The sequence below is a fragment of the Capnocytophaga sp. H4358 genome, assembly GCF_002302515.1.
Lineage (GTDB): Bacteria > Bacteroidota > Bacteroidia > Flavobacteriales > Flavobacteriaceae > Capnocytophaga > Capnocytophaga canis.
In genome coordinates, this window is the sequence record NZ_CP022380.1 from 129747 (window position 1) to 153005 (window position 23259).

General features: G+C 34.8%; 19 protein-coding genes. 12 read left to right on the forward strand and 7 right to left on the reverse strand.

The genetic code is table 11. The annotated features are described in order from the left end of the window. Nucleotides 1-117: 117 nt before the first annotated feature. From glyA to CGC49_RS00585, 3 genes are all read left to right on the forward strand, one after another. A complete protein-coding gene (gene glyA, locus CGC49_RS00575; protein WP_095893132.1) occupies nucleotides 118-1392 on the forward strand; it encodes a serine hydroxymethyltransferase in 1275 nt (424 codons plus the stop codon). 158 nt (nucleotides 1393-1550) lie between these two features. Next, nucleotides 1551-4949, forward strand: coding sequence for a T9SS type B sorting domain-containing protein (locus CGC49_RS00580; protein WP_095911621.1), 3399 nt, complete (start codon nucleotides 1551-1553; stop codon nucleotides 4947-4949). Nucleotides 4950-5203: 254 nt separating this feature from the next. Continuing rightward, nucleotides 5204-6754 carry a DUF4301 family protein gene (locus CGC49_RS00585; RefSeq protein ID WP_095911622.1) on the forward strand — a complete coding sequence of 517 codons (1551 nt, stop codon included), beginning with the start codon at nucleotides 5204-5206 and terminating at the stop codon, nucleotides 6752-6754. A 70-nt stretch (nucleotides 6755-6824) separates the two neighbouring features. Here CGC49_RS00585 and CGC49_RS00590 read toward each other — a convergent pair whose 3' ends face one another. From CGC49_RS00590 to CGC49_RS00605, 4 genes are all read right to left on the reverse strand, one after another. Further along, complete coding sequence (locus tag CGC49_RS00590) at nucleotides 6825-7832, reverse strand: PTS transporter subunit IIC (protein ID WP_206675634.1); 1008 nt, start codon at nucleotides 7830-7832, stop codon at nucleotides 6825-6827. Between the two features lie 140 nt (nucleotides 7833-7972). After that, the gene (gene miaA / locus CGC49_RS00595) at nucleotides 7973-8878 is read right to left on the reverse strand and encodes a tRNA (adenosine(37)-N6)-dimethylallyltransferase MiaA (RefSeq protein WP_095911623.1); all 906 of its coding nucleotides are present in this window, start codon (nucleotides 8876-8878) and stop codon (nucleotides 7973-7975) included. Next, nucleotides 8871-9740: an ion transporter gene (locus CGC49_RS00600; protein WP_042006594.1), complete on the reverse strand. Its 870-nt coding sequence runs from the start codon at nucleotides 9738-9740 to the stop codon at nucleotides 8871-8873. The genes miaA and CGC49_RS00600 overlap by 8 nt, the downstream gene beginning before the upstream one ends. Nucleotides 9741-9776: 36 nt before the next feature. Then, entirely contained in the window at nucleotides 9777-10451 is a 675-nt protein-coding gene (locus CGC49_RS00605; RefSeq protein ID WP_042006644.1) for an alpha/beta hydrolase, read from the reverse strand. Between the two features lie 407 nt (nucleotides 10452-10858). On the opposite strand from CGC49_RS00605, the gene lpxD reads away from it, so the two are divergent. The 9 genes from lpxD (at nucleotide 10859) to CGC49_RS00650 (ending at nucleotide 20145) form a co-directional block, all read left to right on the forward strand. Beyond that, nucleotides 10859-11878 (forward strand): UDP-3-O-(3-hydroxymyristoyl)glucosamine N-acyltransferase, encoded by a 1020-nt coding sequence (lpxD, locus tag CGC49_RS00610; protein WP_095911624.1) that lies wholly within the window; start codon nucleotides 10859-10861, stop codon nucleotides 11876-11878. Nucleotides 11879-11892: 14 nt separating this feature from the next. Further along, complete coding sequence (locus CGC49_RS00615) at nucleotides 11893-13287, forward strand: bifunctional UDP-3-O-[3-hydroxymyristoyl] N-acetylglucosamine deacetylase/3-hydroxyacyl-ACP dehydratase (protein ID WP_095911625.1); 1395 nt, start codon at nucleotides 11893-11895, stop codon at nucleotides 13285-13287. Nucleotides 13288-13297: 10 nt separating this feature from the next. Then, the gene (gene lpxA, locus CGC49_RS00620) at nucleotides 13298-14089 is read left to right on the forward strand and encodes an acyl-ACP--UDP-N-acetylglucosamine O-acyltransferase (RefSeq protein WP_042006642.1); all 792 of its coding nucleotides are present in this window, start codon (nucleotides 13298-13300) and stop codon (nucleotides 14087-14089) included. A gap of 38 nt (nucleotides 14090-14127) precedes the next feature. Next, nucleotides 14128-14694, forward strand: coding sequence for an elongation factor P (gene efp, locus CGC49_RS00625; protein ID WP_042006589.1), 567 nt, complete (start codon nucleotides 14128-14130; stop codon nucleotides 14692-14694). A gap of 179 nt (nucleotides 14695-14873) precedes the next feature. After that, nucleotides 14874-15623 (forward strand): triose-phosphate isomerase, encoded by a 750-nt coding sequence (tpiA, locus tag CGC49_RS00630; RefSeq protein ID WP_013998166.1) that lies wholly within the window; start codon nucleotides 14874-14876, stop codon nucleotides 15621-15623. Nucleotides 15624-15779: 156 nt separating this feature from the next. Further along, on the forward strand, nucleotides 15780-16808 hold the full coding sequence (hemE, locus tag CGC49_RS00635) for a uroporphyrinogen decarboxylase (RefSeq protein WP_095911626.1): 1029 nt from the start codon (nucleotides 15780-15782) through the stop codon (nucleotides 16806-16808). A gap of 155 nt (nucleotides 16809-16963) precedes the next feature. Next, nucleotides 16964-17356: an orotate phosphoribosyltransferase gene (locus tag CGC49_RS00640; protein WP_095911627.1), complete on the forward strand. Its 393-nt coding sequence runs from the start codon at nucleotides 16964-16966 to the stop codon at nucleotides 17354-17356. Between the two features lie 86 nt (nucleotides 17357-17442). Beyond that, a complete protein-coding gene (locus CGC49_RS00645) occupies nucleotides 17443-18606 on the forward strand; it encodes a class I SAM-dependent methyltransferase (RefSeq protein ID WP_095911628.1) in 1164 nt (387 codons plus the stop codon). A 192-nt stretch (nucleotides 18607-18798) separates the two neighbouring features. Next, on the forward strand, nucleotides 18799-20145 hold the full coding sequence (locus tag CGC49_RS00650) for a TlpA disulfide reductase family protein (RefSeq protein WP_095911629.1): 1347 nt from the start codon (nucleotides 18799-18801) through the stop codon (nucleotides 20143-20145). 119 nt (nucleotides 20146-20264) lie between these two features. On the opposite strand, the gene CGC49_RS00655 is transcribed toward CGC49_RS00650, so the two are convergent. From CGC49_RS00655 to CGC49_RS00665, 3 genes are all read right to left on the reverse strand, one after another. Then, on the reverse strand, nucleotides 20265-20924 hold the full coding sequence (locus CGC49_RS00655; protein WP_095893142.1) for a YggS family pyridoxal phosphate-dependent enzyme: 660 nt from the start codon (nucleotides 20922-20924) through the stop codon (nucleotides 20265-20267). Nucleotides 20925-20926: 2 nt separating this feature from the next. Then, a complete protein-coding gene (locus CGC49_RS00660) occupies nucleotides 20927-21889 on the reverse strand; it encodes a Gfo/Idh/MocA family protein (RefSeq protein ID WP_042006576.1) in 963 nt (320 codons plus the stop codon). A gap of 92 nt (nucleotides 21890-21981) precedes the next feature. Then, on the reverse strand, nucleotides 21982-23253 hold the full coding sequence (locus CGC49_RS00665) for a DUF2851 family protein (RefSeq protein ID WP_095911630.1): 1272 nt from the start codon (nucleotides 23251-23253) through the stop codon (nucleotides 21982-21984). Nucleotides 23254-23259: the final 6 nt, after the last annotated feature.

Here is a 23259-nt window from a genome sequence, read left to right on the forward strand (position 1 = left end):
ATATTTATTTATAAATCAAACAGATAGATACATATGTTAAAAACTTTTTTGAGCAGATGATTCCTTTATATTTTTAAAATACGTACATTTGGGAAAAAATTAAAAACAACAGGAAATATGCAACGTGATAACGAAATTTTTGACCTTATTGATGATGAGGAAGCAAGACAAATCCATGGGATTGAGCTAATTGCCTCTGAAAATTTTGTCAGTGATCAAGTATTAGAAGCTGCTGGATCCATTTTGACGAATAAATATGCAGAAGGCTACCCAGGACGTAGATACTACGGTGGTTGTGAGGTGGTTGATGAAATTGAGCAAATAGCCATTGATCGTGCAAAGACTCTTTTCGGAGCTGAATATGCTAATGTTCAACCACATAGTGGTTCACAAGCTAATACTGCGGTATATGCAGCTTGCTTAAAACCAGGAGATAAAATTTTAGGATTCGACCTTTCACATGGCGGACATCTAACACACGGATCACCCGTGAACTTTTCAGGAAAATTGTACACACCTGTGTTCTATGGAGTGGAAAAAGAAACGGGGCTTCTAAACTATGACAAAATTCTTGAAATTGCAGAAAAAGAGCGTCCACGACTCATCATTGCTGGTGCATCCGCCTACTCTCGAGACATTGATTTCAAAAAATTTCGTGAAATCGCAGATAAAGTAGGTGCTATTCTCTTTGCAGATATTTCGCATCCTGCAGGATTGATTGCCAAAGGATTACTAAACGACCCGATACCACACTGCCATATTGTAACAACAACTACGCATAAGACCTTGCGTGGGCCTCGTGGGGGACTTATCCTAATGGGAAAAGATTTTGAGAATCCGTTCGGATTGAAAACTCCAAAAGGAGAGATAAGAATGATGTCATCGTTGATTGATAGTGCTGTTTTCCCTGGAAACCAAGGAGGACCACTGGAACATATAATCGCTGCTAAGGCGGTTGCTTTTGGCGAAGCATTGAGCGATGAATTTCTACATTATGCTATCCAAGTTCAGAAAAACGCGAAAAAATTAGCTTCTCTTTTGATTGAAAAAGGGTATGATATTATCTCTAAGGGAACTGATAACCACATGATGCTCATAGATTTAAGAAATAAAAACATCAGTGGTAAGGAAGCGGAAGAGGCTCTTGGAAAAGCCGACATCACAGTGAATAAAAATATGGTACCTTTTGATACACGTTCTCCTTTTGTTACCAGTGGTATTCGTGTGGGAGTAGCAGCAATCACCACTCGTGGATTGAAAGAAGCCGATATGGAAACAATCGCTGGTTTCATTGATGAAGCAATTACAAATCACACTAACGATGAGGCTTTGGAAGCTATCGCCGAACGCGTTTATGATTTTATGGAAGAAAGACCATTGTTCGCGTACTAAAAAAATATTGTTTAAATTACTCTTGGAAACACCTTTCACTTTTTTCGTGAGGGTGTTTTTTAGTTTATGTAAAACATCTAACTTTATATTTAGAGAATTTAATATTTTTTATACCTTTGTACTTAACTTCAAAACATTTAATACAGTAAAATAACAAAATGACAATTAAGAGAGGCATACTACTGTTATTATTAACAATAAATTCAGCGATTTTTGCTCAAGAAATAATTCCTTTTAAGTTGCGTAAACAAGAAAACTTAAGAGGAGGGCTTCGCATGATTGGGAATAATGTGGTTAATAATCAACCTTCAAATATGGCGTATCATGGAGATGAAACTAATGATAGATTACGAATGTCATATATTGATGTGGATAACGATGCTACAACTTTCAGTTCGAGTGCCGCTTCTTTGAATTTGTCCAGCACTTGCTCTAAGGTGAAATACGCGGGACTTTATTGGGGAGGAATGTATGATACGAAAGATAGCACAAAAAATAACATAAAAATCAAAATTCCTTCAAAAGAAACATACATTGATTTAGAGGCTGATACTTATATCTACGACAGTTTTACGGCTACACAAACCATCGCCTACAATCCTTATGTATGCTACAAAGACATTACTCACATTTTAACAGATGAAAATCCGATAGGGGAGTACGTAGTAGCGAACGTCAGAGCTACGGAAACTTTGCTGACAGAAAAATTTGGAGGTACTTCGGCAGGATGGCTTTTGGTAATCATCTACGAAGATCCTTCACAAACTACTAAAAATATCTCAACTTTTGATGGATACGCAAGTATAGAAACCAACAACAACATACCTATGGAGATGACCTTCACCTTTTCTGGATTTAAAACCTTACCTGCTCCGTTACCCGTAAAAGCTCGTTTTGGAATAGCTGCTTTGGAAGGCGATAAACAGATCAAGGGTGATAGACTCTCAATCTTACGACCCAATGGCTCTTACATGGGATTGTCCAATGATGTTAATCCTACAAATAATTTTTTTAATAGTTCAATAAGCTATGAAAATAGTTATATGAACGACCGTCGCCCTGCTTCAACTAATAGTTTGGGTTGGGATATTGACCTTTTTTCTATTGAAAATTCAAATAATTCAGTGATTGGTAACAACCAAACTTCCGCAAATTTCAAGGCTTCGACCACAGGAGATAAATTTGACGTATTTTTCAGTGCTTTCGAGGTAGAAGTTATCGAACCGAAGATGAATTTGCTTAAAACCGTGGAAGACGTTTCCCAAAATGTACTAAACAAACAAATAATTCCCTTAGGAACAACCGTTTACTATGGATTGGAGTTTCAAAATGTAGGGAATGACGATGCTATTGACTATTCTATTACGGATATATTGCCCAAAAATGTAACCTTTGATACGACCATTCCTGTAGAGATTCCTGTGGGAGTCACTTATTCTTTAACCACAACAACTAACGGAGAAACTCAACTCATATTCACCGTTCCTAACGCTTTAGTTACCGAAGGAAGTGCTAAACAGAAGATACGTTTTGCTGTGAAATTGAGCAATAATTGTAATGATTTTTCTACGATTTGTTCAGAAACTGTCGTTAATAAAGCCTATTCCATTTATAAAGGAATGAAAAATAGCGAAATCATTAACGATTTAGGAAGTTATTCAGAAATAAATCCATGCAATATCGGTGTGCCTGAAGAAACTATTTTTTATGTTGATATAAGCGGATGTACTCCTATGCAACAAACAGAATTATTCTGTGGTGAAAATAAAACACTAACTGCTGAGAGTGGTTACGATTCATATGTATGGACAAATGGTAGTGGACAAGTGGTTAGCAATTCACAAAAACTAATCATTACACAAGGCGGACAATACACCGTCGCTAAAACTAAAAAGGGATGTCTCCCTCGTAAGGAAATATATGATATGAATACTACTATTCGACAGGAATACAACCCTATTGTTCCATATACCACTACTAATTTCAAGTGCGAAGCCTCTAAGATATCTTTTCCGCAAGTATTTATTTGTGGGGCGACGGCATCCATTACTTTTGATTTAAACACCGTTTCGAATGTAACAAGTATCGAATGGCAAAAACACACAGGAGAAACTCTAAAAATTACTGAAAATTGTCCACCAACAGACTCAAATTGGCAACAAATACATATTGGAAAAAGCATAGCCATTGCGGAAGAGGGTATTTATAAAGTACTCCTAACTTTCACAAACGGATGTACCGCTCCCTACTTTTTTAGAGTGCATACCTCTCCCATAAATCCTACAGTTAGTACTGAAAATATTTCCTGTAATCCAGGAAAAATCAATGTATTAGGAATTTCAGGTAATTACGAATTTGCTGTAGCCTTATCGGGAACTAATCCTACGAATTATCAAGAAAATCCATCATTCGAGATTACCAAAAACGGAAATTATACTGTATATATTCGTAAAAAAGAACGATTAGCATCCGACTGTACAATCGAAGTTCCAAATGTAATAATAAAGGATGTAAACCTCAATTTGGAATCGGAAAAGGTTACAAATGAAACCTGCTTTGAGCAGAATGATGCATCGTTCTCATTCCAAATTAAAGGAGGAACAGCCTCTTACACGATAATTTTAACTAATCAAAACACAGGAAACACTGAAAATAGGTCTGTCATGACCGAAGGTGTCATAACATTTGATCATTTAATCCCTGCAAACTATTTGTTGAGCGTCACAGATGCTCTTTCGTGTGTCGTAACCCGTAGTTTTACAGTAACAGCTGCTGCAAATTTAGACTTTATTGTCTCACAAGAACAAGCCTGTGAAGATAATGAAAGTATTTCTTATTTAATATTAGATTTCGTTTCGACAAATTTAGACGTAAACAAACTCAGTTACAGCCTTGGGGAAAGCATTGCCACACAAACGTTTGATAAGCTTTCAAAAAACAGAGCATATATCCACCAAAGAAATCTATCGAATGAAACAAATCAACAAATTACGATACATTACGATGGATGTTCGATAGTTAAAAATATTGATTTTGAAAAAGTTACGAGTTTAAATATTACACAAGTACAACCTACAAAATTACTTTCGGCAATTGAGTTTAATGTGAATGGAGGTAGTGGTAATCATACCATATATTACAACGGAGTTCCTTCCGATGAATATATTTACTATTTCAAATCCACAGATATTGGATATACGGATGCTAACGGGAATAGTATAAAAAAAGTAAATGTACGAATAGAGGACGATTTGGGATGTTATTTCGAATCGCAATTTGAGGCTTTATTCGTAGACATAGAACTTCCGAACTATTTTACTCCCGACGGAGATGGAGTGAACGACACTTGGGGAGTTCGCAATGCAAGTGGATATCCTAAACTTAGGTTAGACATAATTGATCGACACGGACGAACATTGAAAATTCTGCGTAGAAATGAAACTTGGGATGGTACTTACAAAGGAAAAAAAATGCCTTCAGGAGATTATTGGTATATCCTGAGACTCAATTGGTTTGGAACAGAGCTATATCGAGGTAATTTAACGCTTTATCGCTAATTGTAAGAATTCAACTTTAGAAAGTAAAATCCGTGGAAGTACTATAACTACGGTTGTATTTACAACAAATTATATATAATCTGACGTATTTTTTGTCATTGCCCAAAGAGTAAATTCTCAAAAAAAATCAAGCAGATTCTGAATATTTTTAAATATTTTTTGTAACTTTGTAGGAGGTTATTTTTATTCTTCTGTCAGAAAGAAGAAAAATAAAATAATTCGTTTACAAAAAATAATATTAAAAAATTAAAAATATGACCAAACTTACCCAAAAAGATCAACAGCTATTAACTCAAAAGGGAATTACGGAGGAGATGCTTCACAAACAGATAGCACTTTTTAAAGAGGGTGTCCCTCCAATTGAATTAGAATCTGCAGCCACTATCGGTAATGGAATTATCTCTTTTTCGAAGGAAGAAACCGCTAAATATGCCGCTATTTACCAAAAAAAGAAAAAAGGTATTTCAATTTTAAAATTTGTTCCCGCATCAGGAGCTGCTACACGAATGTTTAAATCACTTTTTGCTTTTAAAGATAATTTTGATCCTGAAAAAGAATCTTTTAAAGCCTACATCAAAAGAAAAGGTGATAAAGAAATGGAAGTTTTTTTCAATGGATTGGAAAAATTTGCATTTTATCCCATTCTGATGGATTATATTGCAAAAAATATCCCAGAATTTCATTCCCAAAACGAAGATAATCAAAAACATATTTTAGTTTCAACCTTACTTGGAGAAAACGGATTGAACTATGGTAATCTTCCAAAAGGATTACTTCCTTTTCATAAACATTCTGAAAAAATAGCTACCGCCTTTGAGGAGCATTTTAGGGAATCTGTGATGTATGCTTCAGGTGAGGAATTAGCTCATCTTCACTTTACAATTACCGAACAGCATACCGATGCTTTCAATAAAGAACTGAGCGACATCAAACCCAATTTAGAAGAACGCTATAATATCAAATTTGATGTCAATTTTTCTTACCAAAAACCAAATACAGACACGGTTTCTGTAACGGAAAGCAATGAATATTTCAGAGATGAAAATGGAAACCTATTATTCCGTCCATCAGGGCATGGAGCATTACTAGACAACCTCAATGAGGTAGATGCTGATGTTATTTTCATTAAAAATATTGACAATGTGGTAGTTAAAAAATACACAGACGAAACGGTTTTCTACAAAGAGGCTTTGGCAGGAAAACTTCGGGAAGTGCAGTCCGATGTCTTTCACATTCTAAAGCGTATTGAAAATAACAAAGTTAAGAAGAAAGAAGTAACTAAAATTCTAAATTTCTTAAAGGAAATAAATATCTATGTGCCTGATTATCTGTATAAATTTAAACGTCATTACGCTTTAGAATTTATAGAAGAGCAACTCAACCGACCGATTCGTGTATGTGGAATGGTAAAAAACGAAGGTGAGCCAGGAGGTGGCCCTTTCTGGGTTAGAAATTCGGATGGAAATTTAAGTTTACAAATTATTGAATCAGCTCAAGTTGACCTGAATAATCCGCAACAGAAAGAAATTTTCCAACAAGCTACGCATTTTAATCCAGTAGATTTGGTTTGTGGCACAAAAAACTTTAAAGGAGAAAAGTTCGACTTACATCAGTTCGTGGACCCCAAACAAGCTTTTATTACAAACAAAACCTATATGGGGAAACCACTAAAAGCCCTTGAACGCCCTGGATTATGGAATGGTTCGATGGCAAATTGGATTACTATTTTTGTTGAAGTACCACTTATCACATTTAACCCTGTGAAAACAGTCAACGATTTACTTAAGAAAACGCATCAGGCATAAAAAAACGAATATTCTTAATAGAAAAGAGAGATTTTTGGATATTTATTATTAACCCAAAAGTCTCTTTTTCCTATCTTAACAATAAATCTCCCTCTTTGATCCATCCTTTTTTACGAAACCAAACACTTAATAACCAACATATTAAAGCAGGAAATAGGAAATGCAGTAACACTACAGCTAAAATTACTTGCCAACCACTTCCCATTGCATCAAAAGTGCCAATTTGTCCTACCAACCCACTTGTACCCATCCCTGCACCTGAGGGTACGTTTTGCATACCAAAAACAAGTATAGCAACAGGGCCTAAAATGGCACTTGTTATGATGGGAGGAAGCCATATTTTCCAATTTCGAATAATATTAGGCATCTGTAACATACTCGTTCCCAATCCTATACTCAATAATCCACCCATTCGATTTTCTTTATAGCCCATCACGGCGAATCCTACCATTTGAGCACAACATCCTACAGTAGCAGCCCCTGCAGCTAAGCCACTGAGAGATAAAGAAATAGCTACTGCTGCACTCGAAATCGGTAAGGTTAAAATTACTCCCATAACCACCGAAATTATAACTCCCATTATTACAGGATGTAAAGCTACTGACCATGTGATGAACTCTGCTATTTTATTCATTACCAACTGTATAGGCTCTCCAATAAGTTGTGATATTCCCAACCCTATACATATCGTAGTGAGGGGCGTAACTATAATATCAATTTTAGTTGTTTTATCAACTAATTTTCCGAATTCTACTGCAAAAAGTACAGCTACAAAACATCCCATAGGGCCACCTAACGAAGCAGCTGACAATCCGACCACAGCAGTAGCTCCAATAACTAAAATTGAAGCCGATAACCTATGAGCTACGCAAACACCAATAGCAGCTCCCATTGCTGATTGTGCTTGATTTCCTGCACCAACTAACCAATCAAAACCTGTCCAAGTTCCTATATTTTTGAGAATTAAACCAATAATTAACGATCCAAAAAGCCCTAATGCCATAGCATTAAGAGCATCAATGCCATAGCGTTTCAAGCTGATTTCTATATTTTTTTCTTTTAAAAATTTTGCTATCATATTGTACATCGGCTCTTTATTCTATTTAAACTCAAATATGAAATAACTTGACGATTTTAGTTTTCACATTTCTATCTGAAAAACAGTAAAATAACGTTTAAATTTAAAAATTTCAGCAATTTTGAAAATACATTGTTGAATTAATAGTTAAGTAAATATTCAAAAACATCTCTTATATCTACCTTATAATCAAACCATTGTACATTTGTATTTTTCCGAAACCATGTGTATTGTCGTTTAGCAAATCGACGGGTATTTTTTTTAATCTCTTCAACTGCAAAATCAAAAGAGCATTTACGATCAAAAAAATCGAACAACTCACGATAACCTACAGTTTGCAAAGCGTTTAGATGCTTGTACGGATATAAATCCTGAGCTTCACATAGCAGTCCTTGTTCAAGCATTAATTCCACGCGTTGGTTAATACGATCATAAACAATATCTCTGTCGGCAGTCAACCCTATTTCGATGACTGAAAAATTACGTTTTATTTCCGTTTGTTTCAAAAATGAAGAGTATGGTTTTCCACTTGCCAAGCAAACTTCTAGAGAACGTATCATTCGTTGTGGATTCTGAATATCCATTTTCTGATATTGCTGAAAGTCTAATTTTTTAAGGAGCTCTTGCAAGTAGCCAATTCCTTGCTGTGCATAATTCTGATTGAGTTCCTCACGAATTGTCGACGAAACTTCGGGAAAATCGTCTAGTCCTTGTGTAACAGCATTGACATACAAGCCACTGCCACCAACCATGATCACAATATTTTGCTTTTCAAATAATTGATTGAGTAGTTCAATAGCATCACGCTCAAAATCACCTACAGAATAAGGCTCGTGGATACTCTTATGTTGGATGAAATGGTGCGGAGCCTGTTCCAACTCAAATGAATTAGGAACGGCCGTCCCGATAGACATCTCTTTGAAGAATTGTCGAGAATCACACGAAATGATTTCAGTGTTAAAATGTTTAGCCAAGGTAATTGCTAAACGTGTTTTTCCAACGGCTGTAGGCCCTACAACTGTGATAAGTTTCTTTTCTTTAAACATCGGCATTTTTCAACGAAGTTCCACATTGGCAACAGAATTTCGCCTGTCTCTGATGATTTGTGTGTCCACAAGATTGGCATTTTTTTTGAACTTGATCGGTTTTCTGTTCAGAAATAGTAGCTCTGAATTTAGTCCTAGTACGTGAAAACTCAGCCGTTACAATCCCTGTTGGAACAGCAATGACACCATACCCCAAAATCATTACAAACGAAGCTATCATTTGTCCCAGAATGGTGGTAGGAGCAATGTCGCCATACCCTACCGTAGTTAAAGTTACAATACACCAATAAATACTTTTAGGGATACTTGTAAAACCACTTTCCTCACTTTCAATAACATACATTACTGAACCCAATAACACACAAATTACTAATACGAAATAAATAAACACAATAATCTTATTCCTACTAGTACGCAAAGCCATTTTTAACTCATTTCCCTGATTGGTAAAGCTGACCAGATCCAAAATACGGAACACCCGTAACAAACGTAATGCCCTTACTACCGAAAGTGCTTTTGAGCCTGGAATAAAAAACGACAAGTACATTGGGAGAATCGAAATCAAATCAATGATCCCATAAAAACTAAAAATATATTGCAAAGGCTTTTTATTAGAGATAATTCGTAAAATATACTCCAAAGTAAAAAAAACGGTGATTACCCATTCCAAAAATACTAAAACGCCATGTGCTTGATGGTCAATATCTTTCACACTTTCCAACATCACCATGATCACACTCAAAAAAATGAGAATGAGCAGTACTATATCAAAAAGCTTCCCCAAAGGGGTATTTGTTCCGTAGATAATTACGTAAGCTTTTTGCTTTAAAATGTCGTATTTAGATTTAAAAACACCTCGCATCTTTTGTTTTAATATGTTATTTGTAAGTTAATTCCGTTAATTATCAGCAGCACTTCGCTTTTTCAACCATTCTCGGAATGAATAGAAATTTTGTGGAGCCACACCATGTCCCACAGGAAATTCTTCATACACAAAATCAGCTTTGATTTTCTTTAAAAATTCAGGGATTTTTCTCGCCCAATCAATTGGAATTACCTGATCACTAGTTCCATGTGATACGTAGAAATTTATTGGAAAATGCTTTTGTTTTTTATAACTTTCTTTGAGAATATCCATGTTCAAATACCCGCTCAATGCAATAACATTGCGTATTTTTCGGGGATAAGAAATTGCAATAGCCATACTCAAAATACTCCCTTGGCTAAATCCGATTAAAGTTACATTTTTCGCATCCAATTTATGTAATTTACATGCCTCTTCAATGAAATGCATTATTAAATCACGTGATTTTATCGCTTCTTCGTTATCAGCATGTGGGGTATTTTCAATATCAAAATAAAGCGAAAACCAAGCATAGCCAAACGTAGATAGCTCATAAGGTGCTCGAATAGAAATGATTGCATATTCTTCAGGCAATTCATCTGCAAAAGAGAATAGATCTTTTTCATTGCTTCCGTATCCATGTAGCATAAAAATCACAGGCGAACGTCTTGCTTTTTTCAAAGGCTCTCGCATCACATATTCCAACGGAAGTTGGTTTTCCATCTTCATCATATTATCCTTTTATTTTTATTATTTTAAGTTAGTATTTATCTTTTCGGTTGTCCACTGAGGAAAAAACTAAACACAAAGGTAAGGAAAAAATATGTAGTAAAAAATATTTTTGAATAGATATTCAGAAAAAAATATACATTTAGAACAAAAGAAGTCGTAATTTTGAATACATGACTACGCCTCATAACAAAGAAGAAATTTTTTTAGAACCATACTATAAAGCCTATTAGTTTTATTTTCACTCGGGAAGAAAACTTGTAAATAAGTTTCTTTAAAACGCTGTTTTTTTAAATAATTTTTATACTTTTGTTGCGAAAACCGTGTGTTTTAAAGAGGAAGAATCCTAATTCTTCGGTTCTTTTTCTTTGTATAAAATTAATAGTCAATTAATTATATAAATCAAGGTGAAATTTACAGCTTTACAAATAGCCAATATACTGAACGGGGAGGTTGAAGGAAATCCGAATGTTGAAGTTTATAAACTTGCAAAAATTGAAGAAGGCGAGGAGGGGAGTATCACTTTTTTGGCAAATCCAAAATACAAACACCACATATATACTACCAAAGCATCTATTGCTATAGTTAATAAGTCATTTTACCCAGATAGTCCGCTTGAAGTGACGCTGGTGAAAGTAGAAGATGCCTATTCCGCTTTTTCAAAATTATTGGAATATTACAACCAAATTAAACTTAACAAAGTGGGCATTGAAAATCCTTCATTCATTTCATCATCAGCAACTTTGGGAGAAAATATTTATGTAGGTGCGTTTGTTTATATTGGGGAAAATGTACAAATTGGAAACAATGTAAAAATATATCCTAACACCTATATTGGTGATAATGTAACTATTGATGATAATACCACTATTTTTGCTGGTTGTAAAATCTACTCAGAAACAGTTATTGGAAAGCATTGCACTCTACACGCCGGAGTGGTTTTGGGTGCTGATGGATTCGGATTTGCCCCTGTTCAAGAAGGATTCTACAACAAAGTACCACAGATAGGTAATGTTATCATTAAAGACTATGTTGATATTGGTGCAGGAGCAACAGTTGATAGAGCTACTTTAGGATCTACTGTTATTGGAAAAGGAGTAAAAATAGATAATTTAGTGCAAATCGCTCATAATGTTGAGATTGGAAAGAACACAGTCATAGCCGCGCAAACAGGGGTAGCAGGTTCAACCAAGATAGGGGAGAGTTGCATGATTGGCGGACAAGTGGGCATTGCTGGGCATTTGACTATAGGAAATCACGTAAAAATTCAAGCTCAAACAGGAATTGGTCGTAATGTTAAGGATGAGGAAACCTTGCAAGGAACCCCCGCGTTGAGCTATGCGGAGTACAATAAAGCGTACGTGGTTTTCCGAAAACTCCCCGATATTTTAAAAAAAATAGAACAACTAGAAAGTAAAATTAAATAAGACATAAAGAAAGTATGGTAAACCAAAATACTTTATCTAAGGAAGTTTTTTTAGAAGGAGTTGGATTGCATACAGGGCAAAACGTAAAAATGACGTTAAAACCTGCTCCTATTGATAATGGATTTACGTTTGTTCGTGTTGATTTGGAAGGAAATCCTGTCATTGAAGCCGATGTAAATTACGTAACCAATACCGAAAGAGGTACTGTTTTAGAGAAAAAAGGTGTACGAATTCAAACCTGTGAACACGTTTTAGCAGCCTTAGTAGGGATGGATTTGGATAATGTTGTCATTGAGCTAAACGCTTCTGAACCCCCTATTATGGACGGTTCGTCTCGTCTTTTTGTGGAAGCCATTGAAAAAGCGGGTATTGAAGCTCAAGATGCTCCTCGCCAGGAATATGTTGTCAAAGAAGTTATTTCATACGTAAATGAAGAAACAGGAAGTGAAATAACCTTAATTCCTGCCGATGAATATCAGGTTACAACCATGGTTGATTTCGGTACAAAAATTTTGGGAACCCAGAACGCTTATTTGTATCGATTGTCTGAATTTAAAGATACTATCGCTAATGCACGTACTTTCAGTTTCTTGCACGAATTGGAGATGCTTATTGATCACGGGCTTATCAAAGGTGGTGATTTGAACAATGCCATTGTGTATGTAGACAAAGAGATTTCAGAAGAGACCATCGAAAAGTTGAAAAAGGTTTTTAATAGAGAGGACATTTCTGTGACTCCAAATGGAATCTTGAACAATTTAACCTTGCACTATTCCAATGAAGCAGCACGTCACAAACTATTAGATGTTATTGGTGATTTAGCTTTGGTTGGGACACGCATCCGAGGAAAAGTTATAGCTACTAAGCCAGGACACTTTACGAACACACAGTTTGCAAAGAAAATGTCCAAAATTATCAAAAATGAACGTAGAAACAATGTTCCTACAATTGATATCAACCAACCTCCTTTACTGAATATCAATGATATATCAAAATTATTACCACATCGTCCTCCGTTTTTATTGGTCGATAAAATTTATGAACTTTCAGATAAGCACGTAGTTGGTTTGAAAAATGTAACAATGAATGAACCTTTTTTTGTAGGGCATTTCCCTGGAGCTCCTGTCATGCCAGGAGTATTGCAAATTGAGGCAATGGCTCAAGCTGGTGGGGTCTTAATTCTGAGTACTGTGCCAGATCCTGAAAATTACTTAACTTATTTTATGAAAATTGACAATGTGAAGTTCAAAATACAAGTAATGCCAGGAGATACCTTAATTTTCAAGTTGGAATTGCTTACCCCAATCCGAAGAGGTATTTGTCATATGCAAGGATATGCTTATGTAAATGGAAAATTAGCGACCGAAGCAGAGCTAATGGCTCAAATTGTTAAAGTTAAAGAATCTTAATCTCAAAGCGATGAATCAACCCTTAGCATACGTACATCCAGGGGCAAAAATAGCTCAAAATGTTGTTATAGAACCTTTTACGACTATTCATAATAACGTAGAAATTGGTGAAGGTACTTGGATAGGTTCAAATGTAACCATTATGGAAGGAGCTCGTATCGGAAAAAACTGTTCGATCTTTCCTGGTGCTGTAATTTCGGCTATCCCACAAGATAAAAAATTTCAGAATGAAGAAACTGTAGCCATCATCGGTGATGGGACTACCATCCGCGAATGTGTGACTATCAATCGAGGAACTTCTGATAAAATGAAAACAGTGGTAGGTGAAAATTGTTGGATTATGGCATACAGCCATATTGCTCATGACTGTTTTGTAGGAAATCATTGCATTTTTTCAAATAACACAACATTGGCCGGACACACTACTGTTGGCGATTTTGTGGTTCTGGCAGGTATGGTAGCTGTTCAACAATTTGCAAACATCGGTAATCATGCTTTTGTAACAGGAGGGTCGTTAGTTCGAAAGGATGTACCTCCATACGTGAAGGCAGCTCGTGAACCGTTGTCCTATGTTGGTATTAATTCAGTAGGGCTACACAGACGAGGATTTACCGCTGAAAAAATACGTGAAATCCAAAATATTTACCGAATTATCTTCCAAAAAAAATACAACATCGGACAAGCCTTATCCATCGTGGAAGCTGAAATGGAGGCTACTCCTGAACGAGATGAAATTTTAGATTTTATCCGAAATTCATCACGAGGGATTATGAAAGGATACATGGGAGTATCAACACTTTAAAAAATATTAAAAATTTATAGAAACAAGAACTAAAATAAATGGCAACAACAGCAGACATCAAAAAAGGATTGTGCATTCGTTTCAATCATGACATTTACAAAATCATTGAGTTTTTACATGTTAAACCTGGAAAAGGACCAGCTTTTGTTCGTACGAAATTGAAAAGCGTTACTACGGGAAAAATTTTGGATAACACCTTTTCAGCAGGACACAAAATTGAAGATGTACGTGTTGAGACACGTTCATTCCAATATCTGTATGAGGAGGGAGATAATTTTGTGTTTATGAACACCGAAGATTACAACCAAGTACATATTCGAAAAGACATGTTAGAAAGCCCTGATTTGTTGAAAGAAGGTGAAATTGTAATGATTATTTTTAATGCTGAGGATGAATCTCCATTGTCAGTAGAAATGCCTGCAAACGTAATTCTTACAGTGACTCATGTAGAACCGGGTGTAAAGGGAAATACAGCAACAAACGCGACAAAACCAGCTACAGTTGAAACAGGAGCTATCGTAAACGTACCTCTTTTTATTAATGAGGGTGACCGCATTAAGGTAGAGACCGAAAAAGGTACGTATGTTGAACGTATGAAAGATTAAATACCTAAAATCGTCTATAAGATAAAGCTATCCAAAAAGGGTAGCTTTTTTATTTCTCTTCAAATATATCAATTCATTCCCGCTTCAAAATAAATTTCGGGATGTCTTGATGTATTTCATAAAAAATTGTATTTTTGTGGCTAATTTTACATTAGTTATTTATCGTAAAAATACAAGATATGAGAAAAAAAATTGTAGCAGGAAATTGGAAAATGAACAATGACCTGAAAAAATCAACAGAATTGATAGCTGATTTATTAAAAAAATTACCTAAAACAGAAGCAGAAGTGATGGTAGCTCCTACTTTTGTGAATTTAATTCCCGCAACTGAAGCAGCAAAAGGAACTGCTGTTGAAGTGATTGCTCAAAATATGCATTTTGCTGAAAACGGAGCTTACACAGGTGAAATTTCAGCTGAAATGTTAAAAAGCATAGGTGTAAAAACTGTAATTTTAGGACATTCGGAGCGTCGTGCTTATTTTAACGAAACTGACGAGTCTTTGGCTAAAAAGGCAGACACAGCCTTGAAACACAATATCCGAATGGTATTTTGTATCGGAGAAGAATTGGCAGATAGAAAAGCAAATAATCATTTTAAAGTAGTTGAAAATCAGATTAAAAATGGATTGTTCCACTTGTCTGCTGATGCGTGGAAAAATATCGTTTTAGCCTACGAACCTGTTTGGGCAATCGGAACGGGTGAAACCGCTTCACCTGAACAAGCTCAGGAAATGCACGCATTTATTCGTAAGACACTTGCTGATAAATACGGGAAAGAAGTAGCTGACAGCGTTTCAATTCTTTACGGAGGTAGCGTAAAACCTGATAATGCCAAAGAAATTTTTGCAAAAGCAGACGTTGATGGCGGACTTATTGGAGGAGCATCACTCAAAGCCGATGATTTTATCGCAATTATTAACGGAATTTAATTTTTTGAGGGAGAAGTAATTAGGTAATAGGCAATAGTTTTAAGTTAACAAGACCAAGATACAAGTGCTAAGTTTTCAAATACTTGGATTTTGGGATTTGAAATCTTAATATTTTGGAAAGCCTATTGCCTATTGCCTATTGCCTATTGCCTAAATATGTTACAAAACGATTTATTTTTAAGAGCCTTGAATGGCGAAACTGTGGAGCGTCCGCCGGTTTGGATGATGCGTCAAGCGGGTAGATATTTGCCAGAATTTAGGGCTTTACGCGATAAATATGATTTCTTTACGCGTTGCCGAGTTCCTGAATTAGCTGCGGAAATTACAGTGCAACCTATTGATATTGTAGGAACTGATGCTGCTATTTTATTTTCAGATATTTTGGTTGTTCCACAAGCGATGAATATTGAAGTGGAAATGAAATCAGGAGTAGGACCTTGGCTGCCTAATCCGATTCGTTCTGCCAAAGATGTTGAAAATGTGATAGTTCCCGATATTCAGGAAACTTTAGGATACGTGATGGAGGGCATTAAGCTTACCAAACAAATGCTTGGTAATCGTGTGCCTCTTATTGGGTTTGCAGGGTCTCCTTGGACGATTTTCTGTTATGCCGTAGAAGGGAAGGGTTCACGTGACTTCAACATTGCCAAGGAGTTATGTTTTACAGATTCACAAACAGCACACAAATTGTTACAAAAAATTACGGACACGACCATTTTGTATCTGAAAGAAAAAGTTAAAGCAGGAGTTGATGCGGTACAAATTTTTGATAGTTGGGGGGGAGTGCTTTCTCCCGTTGATTATCAAGAGTTTTCGTGGAAATATATCAATCAGATTGTGGAAGCGTTAGCACCACTTACCAAAGTGATTGTTTTTGGAAAAGGTTGTTGGTTTGCCCTTCCTGAAATGGCAAAATCCAAAGCTTCCGCACTTGGTGTGGATTGGACGTGTACTCCGAAAATAGCTCGAGAACTTACGGGAGGTAAAATTACGTTGCAAGGAAATTTTGACCCTTCACGATTGCTCTCTCCGCCTTCGGAAATCAAAAGAATGGTACATCAAATGATTGACGATTTTGGGAAAGACAACTACATCGTCAATTTAGGACACGGAATTCTGCCAAATATTCCTGTTGAAAACGCAAAAGCTTTTGTGGAGGCGGTAAAATCTTACAGAGAAAAATAGAGCAAGTTTTTCTGGGATTATGAACAACTTAGGTAAGATATTACTTAAGAAACTTTTTGTAAAACATTGTTTTTCAATATGATAATAAGATTTACAATGAAAGTACTTTTTTTGTAAATCTTGTTTTATATATATCTATTTATAAAAGTCATAAAATGAATTTAGAAAGCCCAAAAGTAGTGGTTTCCAAAAACCCTCAAGAACTGTTTACGATGTTGGAAGATCTTCGTAACTTTAAAAAATTAATGCCTGAATCTATCAGTAAATTTGAAGTTATTGATGAAAATTCATTTGTTTTTGCTTTGAAAGGAATGCCTGAAATTGCTTTGCAGAAAAAAAGCAAAACACCTTATACACAAATTGTTATGGGAGCTGTAGGAGATAAAATACCTTTTACGCTGATTACTAACATTGTTCAAATAGCTGAATATCAAAGTGAAGTTCAATTACTATTTGAAGGAAGTTTTAATCCAATGATGGCAATGATGGTCAAAAATCCGATTTCAAAATTTATTGAAACATTAGCTACTAAAATGCAGGAACTCTGATTAGAAACAATAGTATTTGACAGTATTATTAACCTAAAAATAGAACATTCCTAAATCGGATAAAGTTTGTGTATAATTTGTTATATATGAATATTTTAGATCCTAAAGTTCAAAATTTCATTCTTACTAATCAGGATATAAATATCTCAGAACTACTACTCAAAAAGCCTATCTTTGAATCTGTTACCAATAAAGAATTAGCTCAGCAAATAGTGGGACGAAACGTGGCTTCGCGAAAATTTACTTTTTTGCTCCATGAGAATATTATTTTTCCTCCACAGCTGAATTTGGAACAAGCTTCATCGCAACAAACAGCCGAATTTAAATCCTTGAATCTTAGAGGAAAACGATTTTTAGACCTCACCTGTGGGCTGGGAATTGATGCCTTTTTCCTATCAAAAAGATTTGAAGAAGTGCATTTGGTAGAACAAAATCCAGAACTTCTGTCCTTGGTTAAACACAATTGGCAAATATTAGGTAGGAATGCAAATTTTCATCTGCAAAATGCAACTGATTTTCTGGCTGAAAACCAACAAAAATATGATGTTATTTATATTGATCCCGCTCGTCGAGATATTCATAACAAGAAGAAATTTTTGCTGGAAGATCTTTCTCCCAATCTTTTGGAGTTGCAACCACAGTTGTGGAATATTTCCGATAAAATATTAGTAAAGCTCTCCCCGTTGATTGACTTGACCTATTTGATACAAACGCTTCCTTTCGTGGAGCGAATAGATATTATTGCAGTAAAAAACGAAGTTAAAGAAATTTTTATCACACAAAATAGGTATAAGATAGAAGCAAAAACAGAGTGTAGATGTATAAACTTAGGCAATGAAGATCCCATTTTTACATTTTTCTTCGATGAAAAGTATGAAAAAAATGTTGCTTTCTCAAAAGTGAAGAATTTTATCTATATTCCGAATAATGCTTTGCTCAAATCGGGAGCTTTTAGTCATATAGCTGTTCATTTTGGACTAGAAAAGCTACACCCAAATACACATCTATATACATCTGATATAAAAACACCTAATTTTCCAGGTCGTACGCTTAAATCAGAAGTAATTTCTGCAAAAAATATCGAAAAAGGAGCTAAATATAATATTATCTCCAAAAATTATCCTCTTTCAGTGGAAGAAATCAAGAAAAAATACAAAATTAAAGAAGGAGGTAATCGTTATTTAATTTTTACAGAATCTGTAGCAGGAAAAGAAATAATTTTAGGGAGATTAGAGGAAGGTAACTATTAATAAGCTATAATCTCATAATGCAATAACCGTTGTTGTATATCAACTTTTTATTTCTTCTATGGTAATGAGTTTCTTAATGCTTATTTTTCTAATACGGATTCGGAGTAAAATTTCTTAGGAAAGAAATAAGATACATCGGAAAAATATTGTATCTTGCACCGATTTTTTAATATTAATTGTAACATACAGAAAATGAAAAAATTATTTATTGTATCATTCGCTACTCTCGGATTTGTAGCGTGTGGAAAGAAGGCTGACCATGTAATTCTCTCAGGAAAAATAGATGGCTATATGGGAATGCCAGTAGAACTTATCGGTGGAACAGAACGTCATACGTTGAATGTAAAATCTGATGGAACGTTTGCCGATACTTTAACAATCAGTACGAACTACTACAATTTGTTAGTTCAACAAACGGCTATGGTTCCTTTGTATTTGCAAAAAGGAGACGAATTAGGGATTAATATCAGTCTTGAAAAAGTAACTTTCTCAGGAAAAGACACCATCATACAAGTCTTTTTACGTGAGAAAAACAAAAAAATAAATGAAACTCGACAAAATTTAGAAACAATCTTGAGTGAGGAGCTGGATGGATTCAAAACGACAGTTGCTGATATCAAAAAACAAAATGATGAATTTTTAGCAAACTATAAAGGGCTTCCAAAAGAATTTGTTAAGTTGGAAGAGAAATCAAACCATTATTTTGACTTGCAATTGAAAGCATTGTACCCACGTGTTAAGTCTCAATTCAGTGGAAGACAAATTGAGATGCCTGCTGAGTTTAAAGCCGAATTAGATAAAGTAGATTACACCAACGAAACTGATTTTGAGTTGTTTGAAACATACAAATCATTGGTTATGGAAAATTTCTTCGGGAAATACATGATGAACCAAGAGCCTGATTGGAAAGCTATGGCTGAAGAAATTCAAGCTGTGAAACCGGCTAAAATTAGAAGTGTGTTTGCTGAGCAATTGGTTTTTACCTTGAATCCACAGAATGGTTCTGAAACTAATGAATTCATTTACAAGGTTATAAAAGATAATGTTACCAAAGAAGATTATTTGAAACATGCTGAGCAACTTTATGCCGAATTGGAAAAATTGAAAAGTTTAAAAGCAGGAGTTATTTCTCCAAAATTTGAATACGAAAATTTTAAAGGAGGAAAGACTTCATTGGATGATTTGAAGGGGAAATTAGTCTATATCGATATTTGGGCAACTTGGTGTAAGCCTTGTCTCAATGAAATTCCTGCATTACAAGCTCTTGAGAAAGAATTTCATGGGAAAGATATTGCTTTTGTGAGCATTTCTATTGACCAAGATAAAGATAAATGGTTGGGATATATGAAAGAAAACAAATTACAAGGTATCCAATTGTATGCTGAAATGACAACAGAGGGGCAAAATTTTATACAAGATTATTCCGTTTCGTCTATCCCAAGATTCATTCTATTAGATAAAGAAGGTAAAATAATATCTGCAGACGCACCGAGACCATCATCTCCTGAAATTAAAGAATTATTGGTTAAAAACTTATAATCCAATATCATACAAAATAATAAAAACTGTCTATAGAAGTGAAAATTTTCTGTAGACAGTTTTTTATGTATCAATCTATTTTGTAACTTCTGAAGTAGTATTTTCTGAGTAAAAGTTTTCTATCGAGATCCAAAAATTTTGCTCCCCACACGAATCATGGTGCTCCCACACTCAATGGCTATTGGATAGTCATCACTCATCCCCATGGATAAAATTTCAACATTCAAAAGAGGATGTTGTTTGTTTTTTAGTAAGTCAAAAACAGATTTAAGTGATTGAAATTCAGAAGCTATTTGTTTTTTATCTTCTGTAAAGGTAGCCATTCCCATGATACCTTTTATACGTATATTTTGTAATTTATCAAATGTAGGATTTTCCAAAAGGTTAAAAATTTCCTGAGGATCAAATCCAAACTTACTTTCCTCCTGAGCTATGTGAATTTGTAACAGACAATCAATAATTCTATTGTGTTTAAGTGCTTGTTTGTTAATTTCTTCAAGCAGTTTTAAGCTATCAACACCATGAATCAGGCTCACATAAGGTGCCATATATTTTACTTTGTTGCGTTGTACATGCCCGATAAAATGCCATTGTACATCTTTTGGCATAAGAGCCTCTTTTTGGGTCATTTCTTGAATTTTACTTTCCCCAAAAATACGCTGCCCAGCATCGTAGGCTATTTGCAAATCTTCAATTGGTTTGAATTTAGAGACCGCAACTAGCGTAACCCATTCAGGGATTGATTGTTGTAGTCCTTTCAGATTCTCAGCAATATTCATATCTACAATTTTTCGATGATTTGTTTGGCTATTCGCAAAGCCTCCGTACCTTGTTCTAGGGTTACAACAGGTGTAGTATTATTATTTATAGCATCGGCAAATACTTCCAATTCGTTTAGAATAGCATTATTTCCCTTAATTTCAGGGACTTCAAAATATATTTGTTTCTTTTCACCCTCTGCATTTTGCAAAATCATATCGAAATCACCTGCTATTTCGGGAGCGTCTTTCATTTTGACTACTTCGACCTTTTTCTCTAAAAAATCAACTGATATATAGGCGTCTTTCTGGAAAAATCGTGATTTTCGCATATTTTTCATTGAAATACGACTTGCCGTAAGATTTGCAACACAACCATTTTCAAATTCAATACGAGCGTTGGCTATGTCTGGTGATTGACTGATAACTAAAGCTCCACTTGCAGAAATATGTTTTACTTTTGATTGTACAATGCTTAGAATTACATCAATGTCGTGAATCATTAAATCCAACACAACGGGAACATCTGTACCACGAGGGTTAAATTCAGCTAAACGATGTGCTTCAATAAACATTGGATTGTTAATACTGTTTTTCACTGCTAAAAAAGCAGGATTGAACCGTTCTACATGCCCGACTTGACCTTTAACATTATGTTTTTTTGCCAAAGCGATAATGTGTTCCGCTTCTTCAACCGTGTTAGCTATTGGTTTTTCTATAAACAGGTGCTTACCCCTCGTAATGATTCGCTCAGCACATTCGAAATGATTCAAAGTAGGGGTAACCACATCGACCATATCACAAGATTCAATCAGCGAATCAATACTATCAAAACAGTGATAACCAAACTCTTGACTTACCTTTTGAGCGTTTTCTTTATCAGGGTCATAAAACCCCATTAATTCATATTTCTCAGATTGATTCAACAATCGTAGGTGTATTTTTCCTAAATGTCCAGCTCCTAAAACTCCTGCTTTTAGTTTCATTTATTATGTTTTAAAGTTACAAAGATATAAAAAATATTAGTAAAATATTTATTGACAATCATTAATTTTATAACAGAAGAATAGTAGATTCTCTATTTTTCTTCTTTTAATAAAGATATCCCTACTGCACAATTCAAGCATTTTTTCTCTTTGCAGTATTGGTTATATTGTTGTAATAAAATTTGAGTATCAAATGCTGAAGTTGGATATGCTCCTATATTTTCAAAATGGTCAATAATCGTATTTTTTTCAGGTTTCATTTGCCGTAGACTTTCCATAAGTTCTTCAGAAATGTCTTTACCTAAATATTTGAAGTATATATATTTAACAGGCAATATGACGTTTATCCAAATCAGTTCAATCAACGAATTGCTGATTTTCTTTTTTACTTTTTTAGACGTTTTTCCAAAGGTATAGTGTGTTTCCCAGAAAGGCGATGTTTCGACAGTAAGTACAGTTTTGAGCTGTTGTATGTTTTTAGTTTCTATTATTTTTGAGAATAATCCTTCGTTTTTTTCATATACTTGTCCCAATTGCGAAAGCCTAATGGTTGGAAAACCTTGTGGTCGGAGTTTGGAAAATTCAAGATGCAAATTATTGTTTTTCAGATTATATTTTCGTTTTAGGTAGTCATAATTAGCCAATAGTGTTTGGAAATATGTACCTTCAGTAGGTTTTGAAAGTAATTGACTTTGTCCAAAAAGTAGAGCTTCTACATACAGCGGGTTATTTTTCTCTTTCCGAATAATGGAAAAGTCAATTGTTTTCCCAATATTTAGGAAATTTTCTCCATTAACAGTCCCTCCAAAACTTTTTAAAAGCATTAAGAACAATACCTTCTCCCAATCTGAATGTGATTCTGTCAATAATTTATCAATTAAAAAGGATTTTTGCTCTAATCTTTCAACAAAAAGACGCTCATTCCATGAAAAAGAGATATATTCTTGTACTTTTTTATAGTTTTTATCACAATTTATGAATGTATGAGATTTAGAAAATAAGATTTCGTATCGTTTTACGATATTTTGATCAATAACGTGTCGAAGTTCTAAAGTAGGAATAGGACGTTGATTGCAATCAAAAACTTCCACATCATGTTCCCAAACCACATGTAGAATAACGTTTTGATAAGCAGGATCTTGCTCATGTCGATGGGCATACCAATAGGATGATTTTACGTGTAACTCCACATTTCCTGCCCATAGTTGTTCATCAATTTGTAATTGAGCATTAAAAAAATCAGCCCCTGAAAGTCTGTTTGGTGTTCCAAAAGAATGTATAACAAGATTTTGACCAGAAGTGAGCGTAGAAACTTGAGGAACTATTTTATGTTTCCAAAGGTACTGCAAAAAATCTTCTTTCATAGAGCA

Coding starts and splice junctions, on each gene's coding strand:
- tpiA (WP_013998166.1), top strand. CDS start 14,874: ATGAGAAAAAAAATTGTAGCAGGAAATTGGAAAATGAACAATGACCTG.
- CGC49_RS00645 (WP_095911628.1), top strand. CDS start 17,443: ATGAATATTTTAGATCCTAAAGTTCAAAATTTCATTCTTACTAATCAG.
- CGC49_RS00605 (WP_042006644.1), bottom strand. CDS start 10,451: ATGAAGATGGAAAACCAACTTCCGTTGGAATATGTGATGCGAGAGCCT.
- efp (WP_042006589.1), top strand. CDS start 14,128: ATGGCAACAACAGCAGACATCAAAAAAGGATTGTGCATTCGTTTCAAT.
- CGC49_RS00585 (WP_095911622.1), top strand. CDS start 5,204: ATGACCAAACTTACCCAAAAAGATCAACAGCTATTAACTCAAAAGGGA.
- CGC49_RS00655 (WP_095893142.1), bottom strand. CDS start 20,924: ATGAATATTGCTGAGAATCTGAAAGGACTACAACAATCAATCCCTGAA.
- CGC49_RS00640 (WP_095911627.1), top strand. CDS start 16,964: ATGAATTTAGAAAGCCCAAAAGTAGTGGTTTCCAAAAACCCTCAAGAA.
- CGC49_RS00600 (WP_042006594.1), bottom strand. CDS start 9,740: ATGCGAGGTGTTTTTAAATCTAAATACGACATTTTAAAGCAAAAAGCT.
- glyA (WP_095893132.1), top strand. CDS start 118: ATGCAACGTGATAACGAAATTTTTGACCTTATTGATGATGAGGAAGCA.
- CGC49_RS00590 (WP_206675634.1), bottom strand. CDS start 7,832: ATGATAGCAAAATTTTTAAAAGAAAAAAATATAGAAATCAGCTTGAAA.
- miaA (WP_095911623.1), bottom strand. CDS start 8,878: ATGTTTAAAGAAAAGAAACTTATCACAGTTGTAGGGCCTACAGCCGTT.
- lpxA (WP_042006642.1), top strand. CDS start 13,298: ATGAATCAACCCTTAGCATACGTACATCCAGGGGCAAAAATAGCTCAA.
- CGC49_RS00660 (WP_042006576.1), bottom strand. CDS start 21,889: ATGAAACTAAAAGCAGGAGTTTTAGGAGCTGGACATTTAGGAAAAATA.
- hemE (WP_095911626.1), top strand. CDS start 15,780: ATGTTACAAAACGATTTATTTTTAAGAGCCTTGAATGGCGAAACTGTG.
- CGC49_RS00665 (WP_095911630.1), bottom strand. CDS start 23,253: ATGAAAGAAGATTTTTTGCAGTACCTTTGGAAACATAAAATAGTTCCT.
- CGC49_RS00650 (WP_095911629.1), top strand. CDS start 18,799: ATGAAAAAATTATTTATTGTATCATTCGCTACTCTCGGATTTGTAGCG.
- CGC49_RS00580 (WP_095911621.1), top strand. CDS start 1,551: ATGACAATTAAGAGAGGCATACTACTGTTATTATTAACAATAAATTCA.
- CGC49_RS00615 (WP_095911625.1), top strand. CDS start 11,893: ATGGTAAACCAAAATACTTTATCTAAGGAAGTTTTTTTAGAAGGAGTT.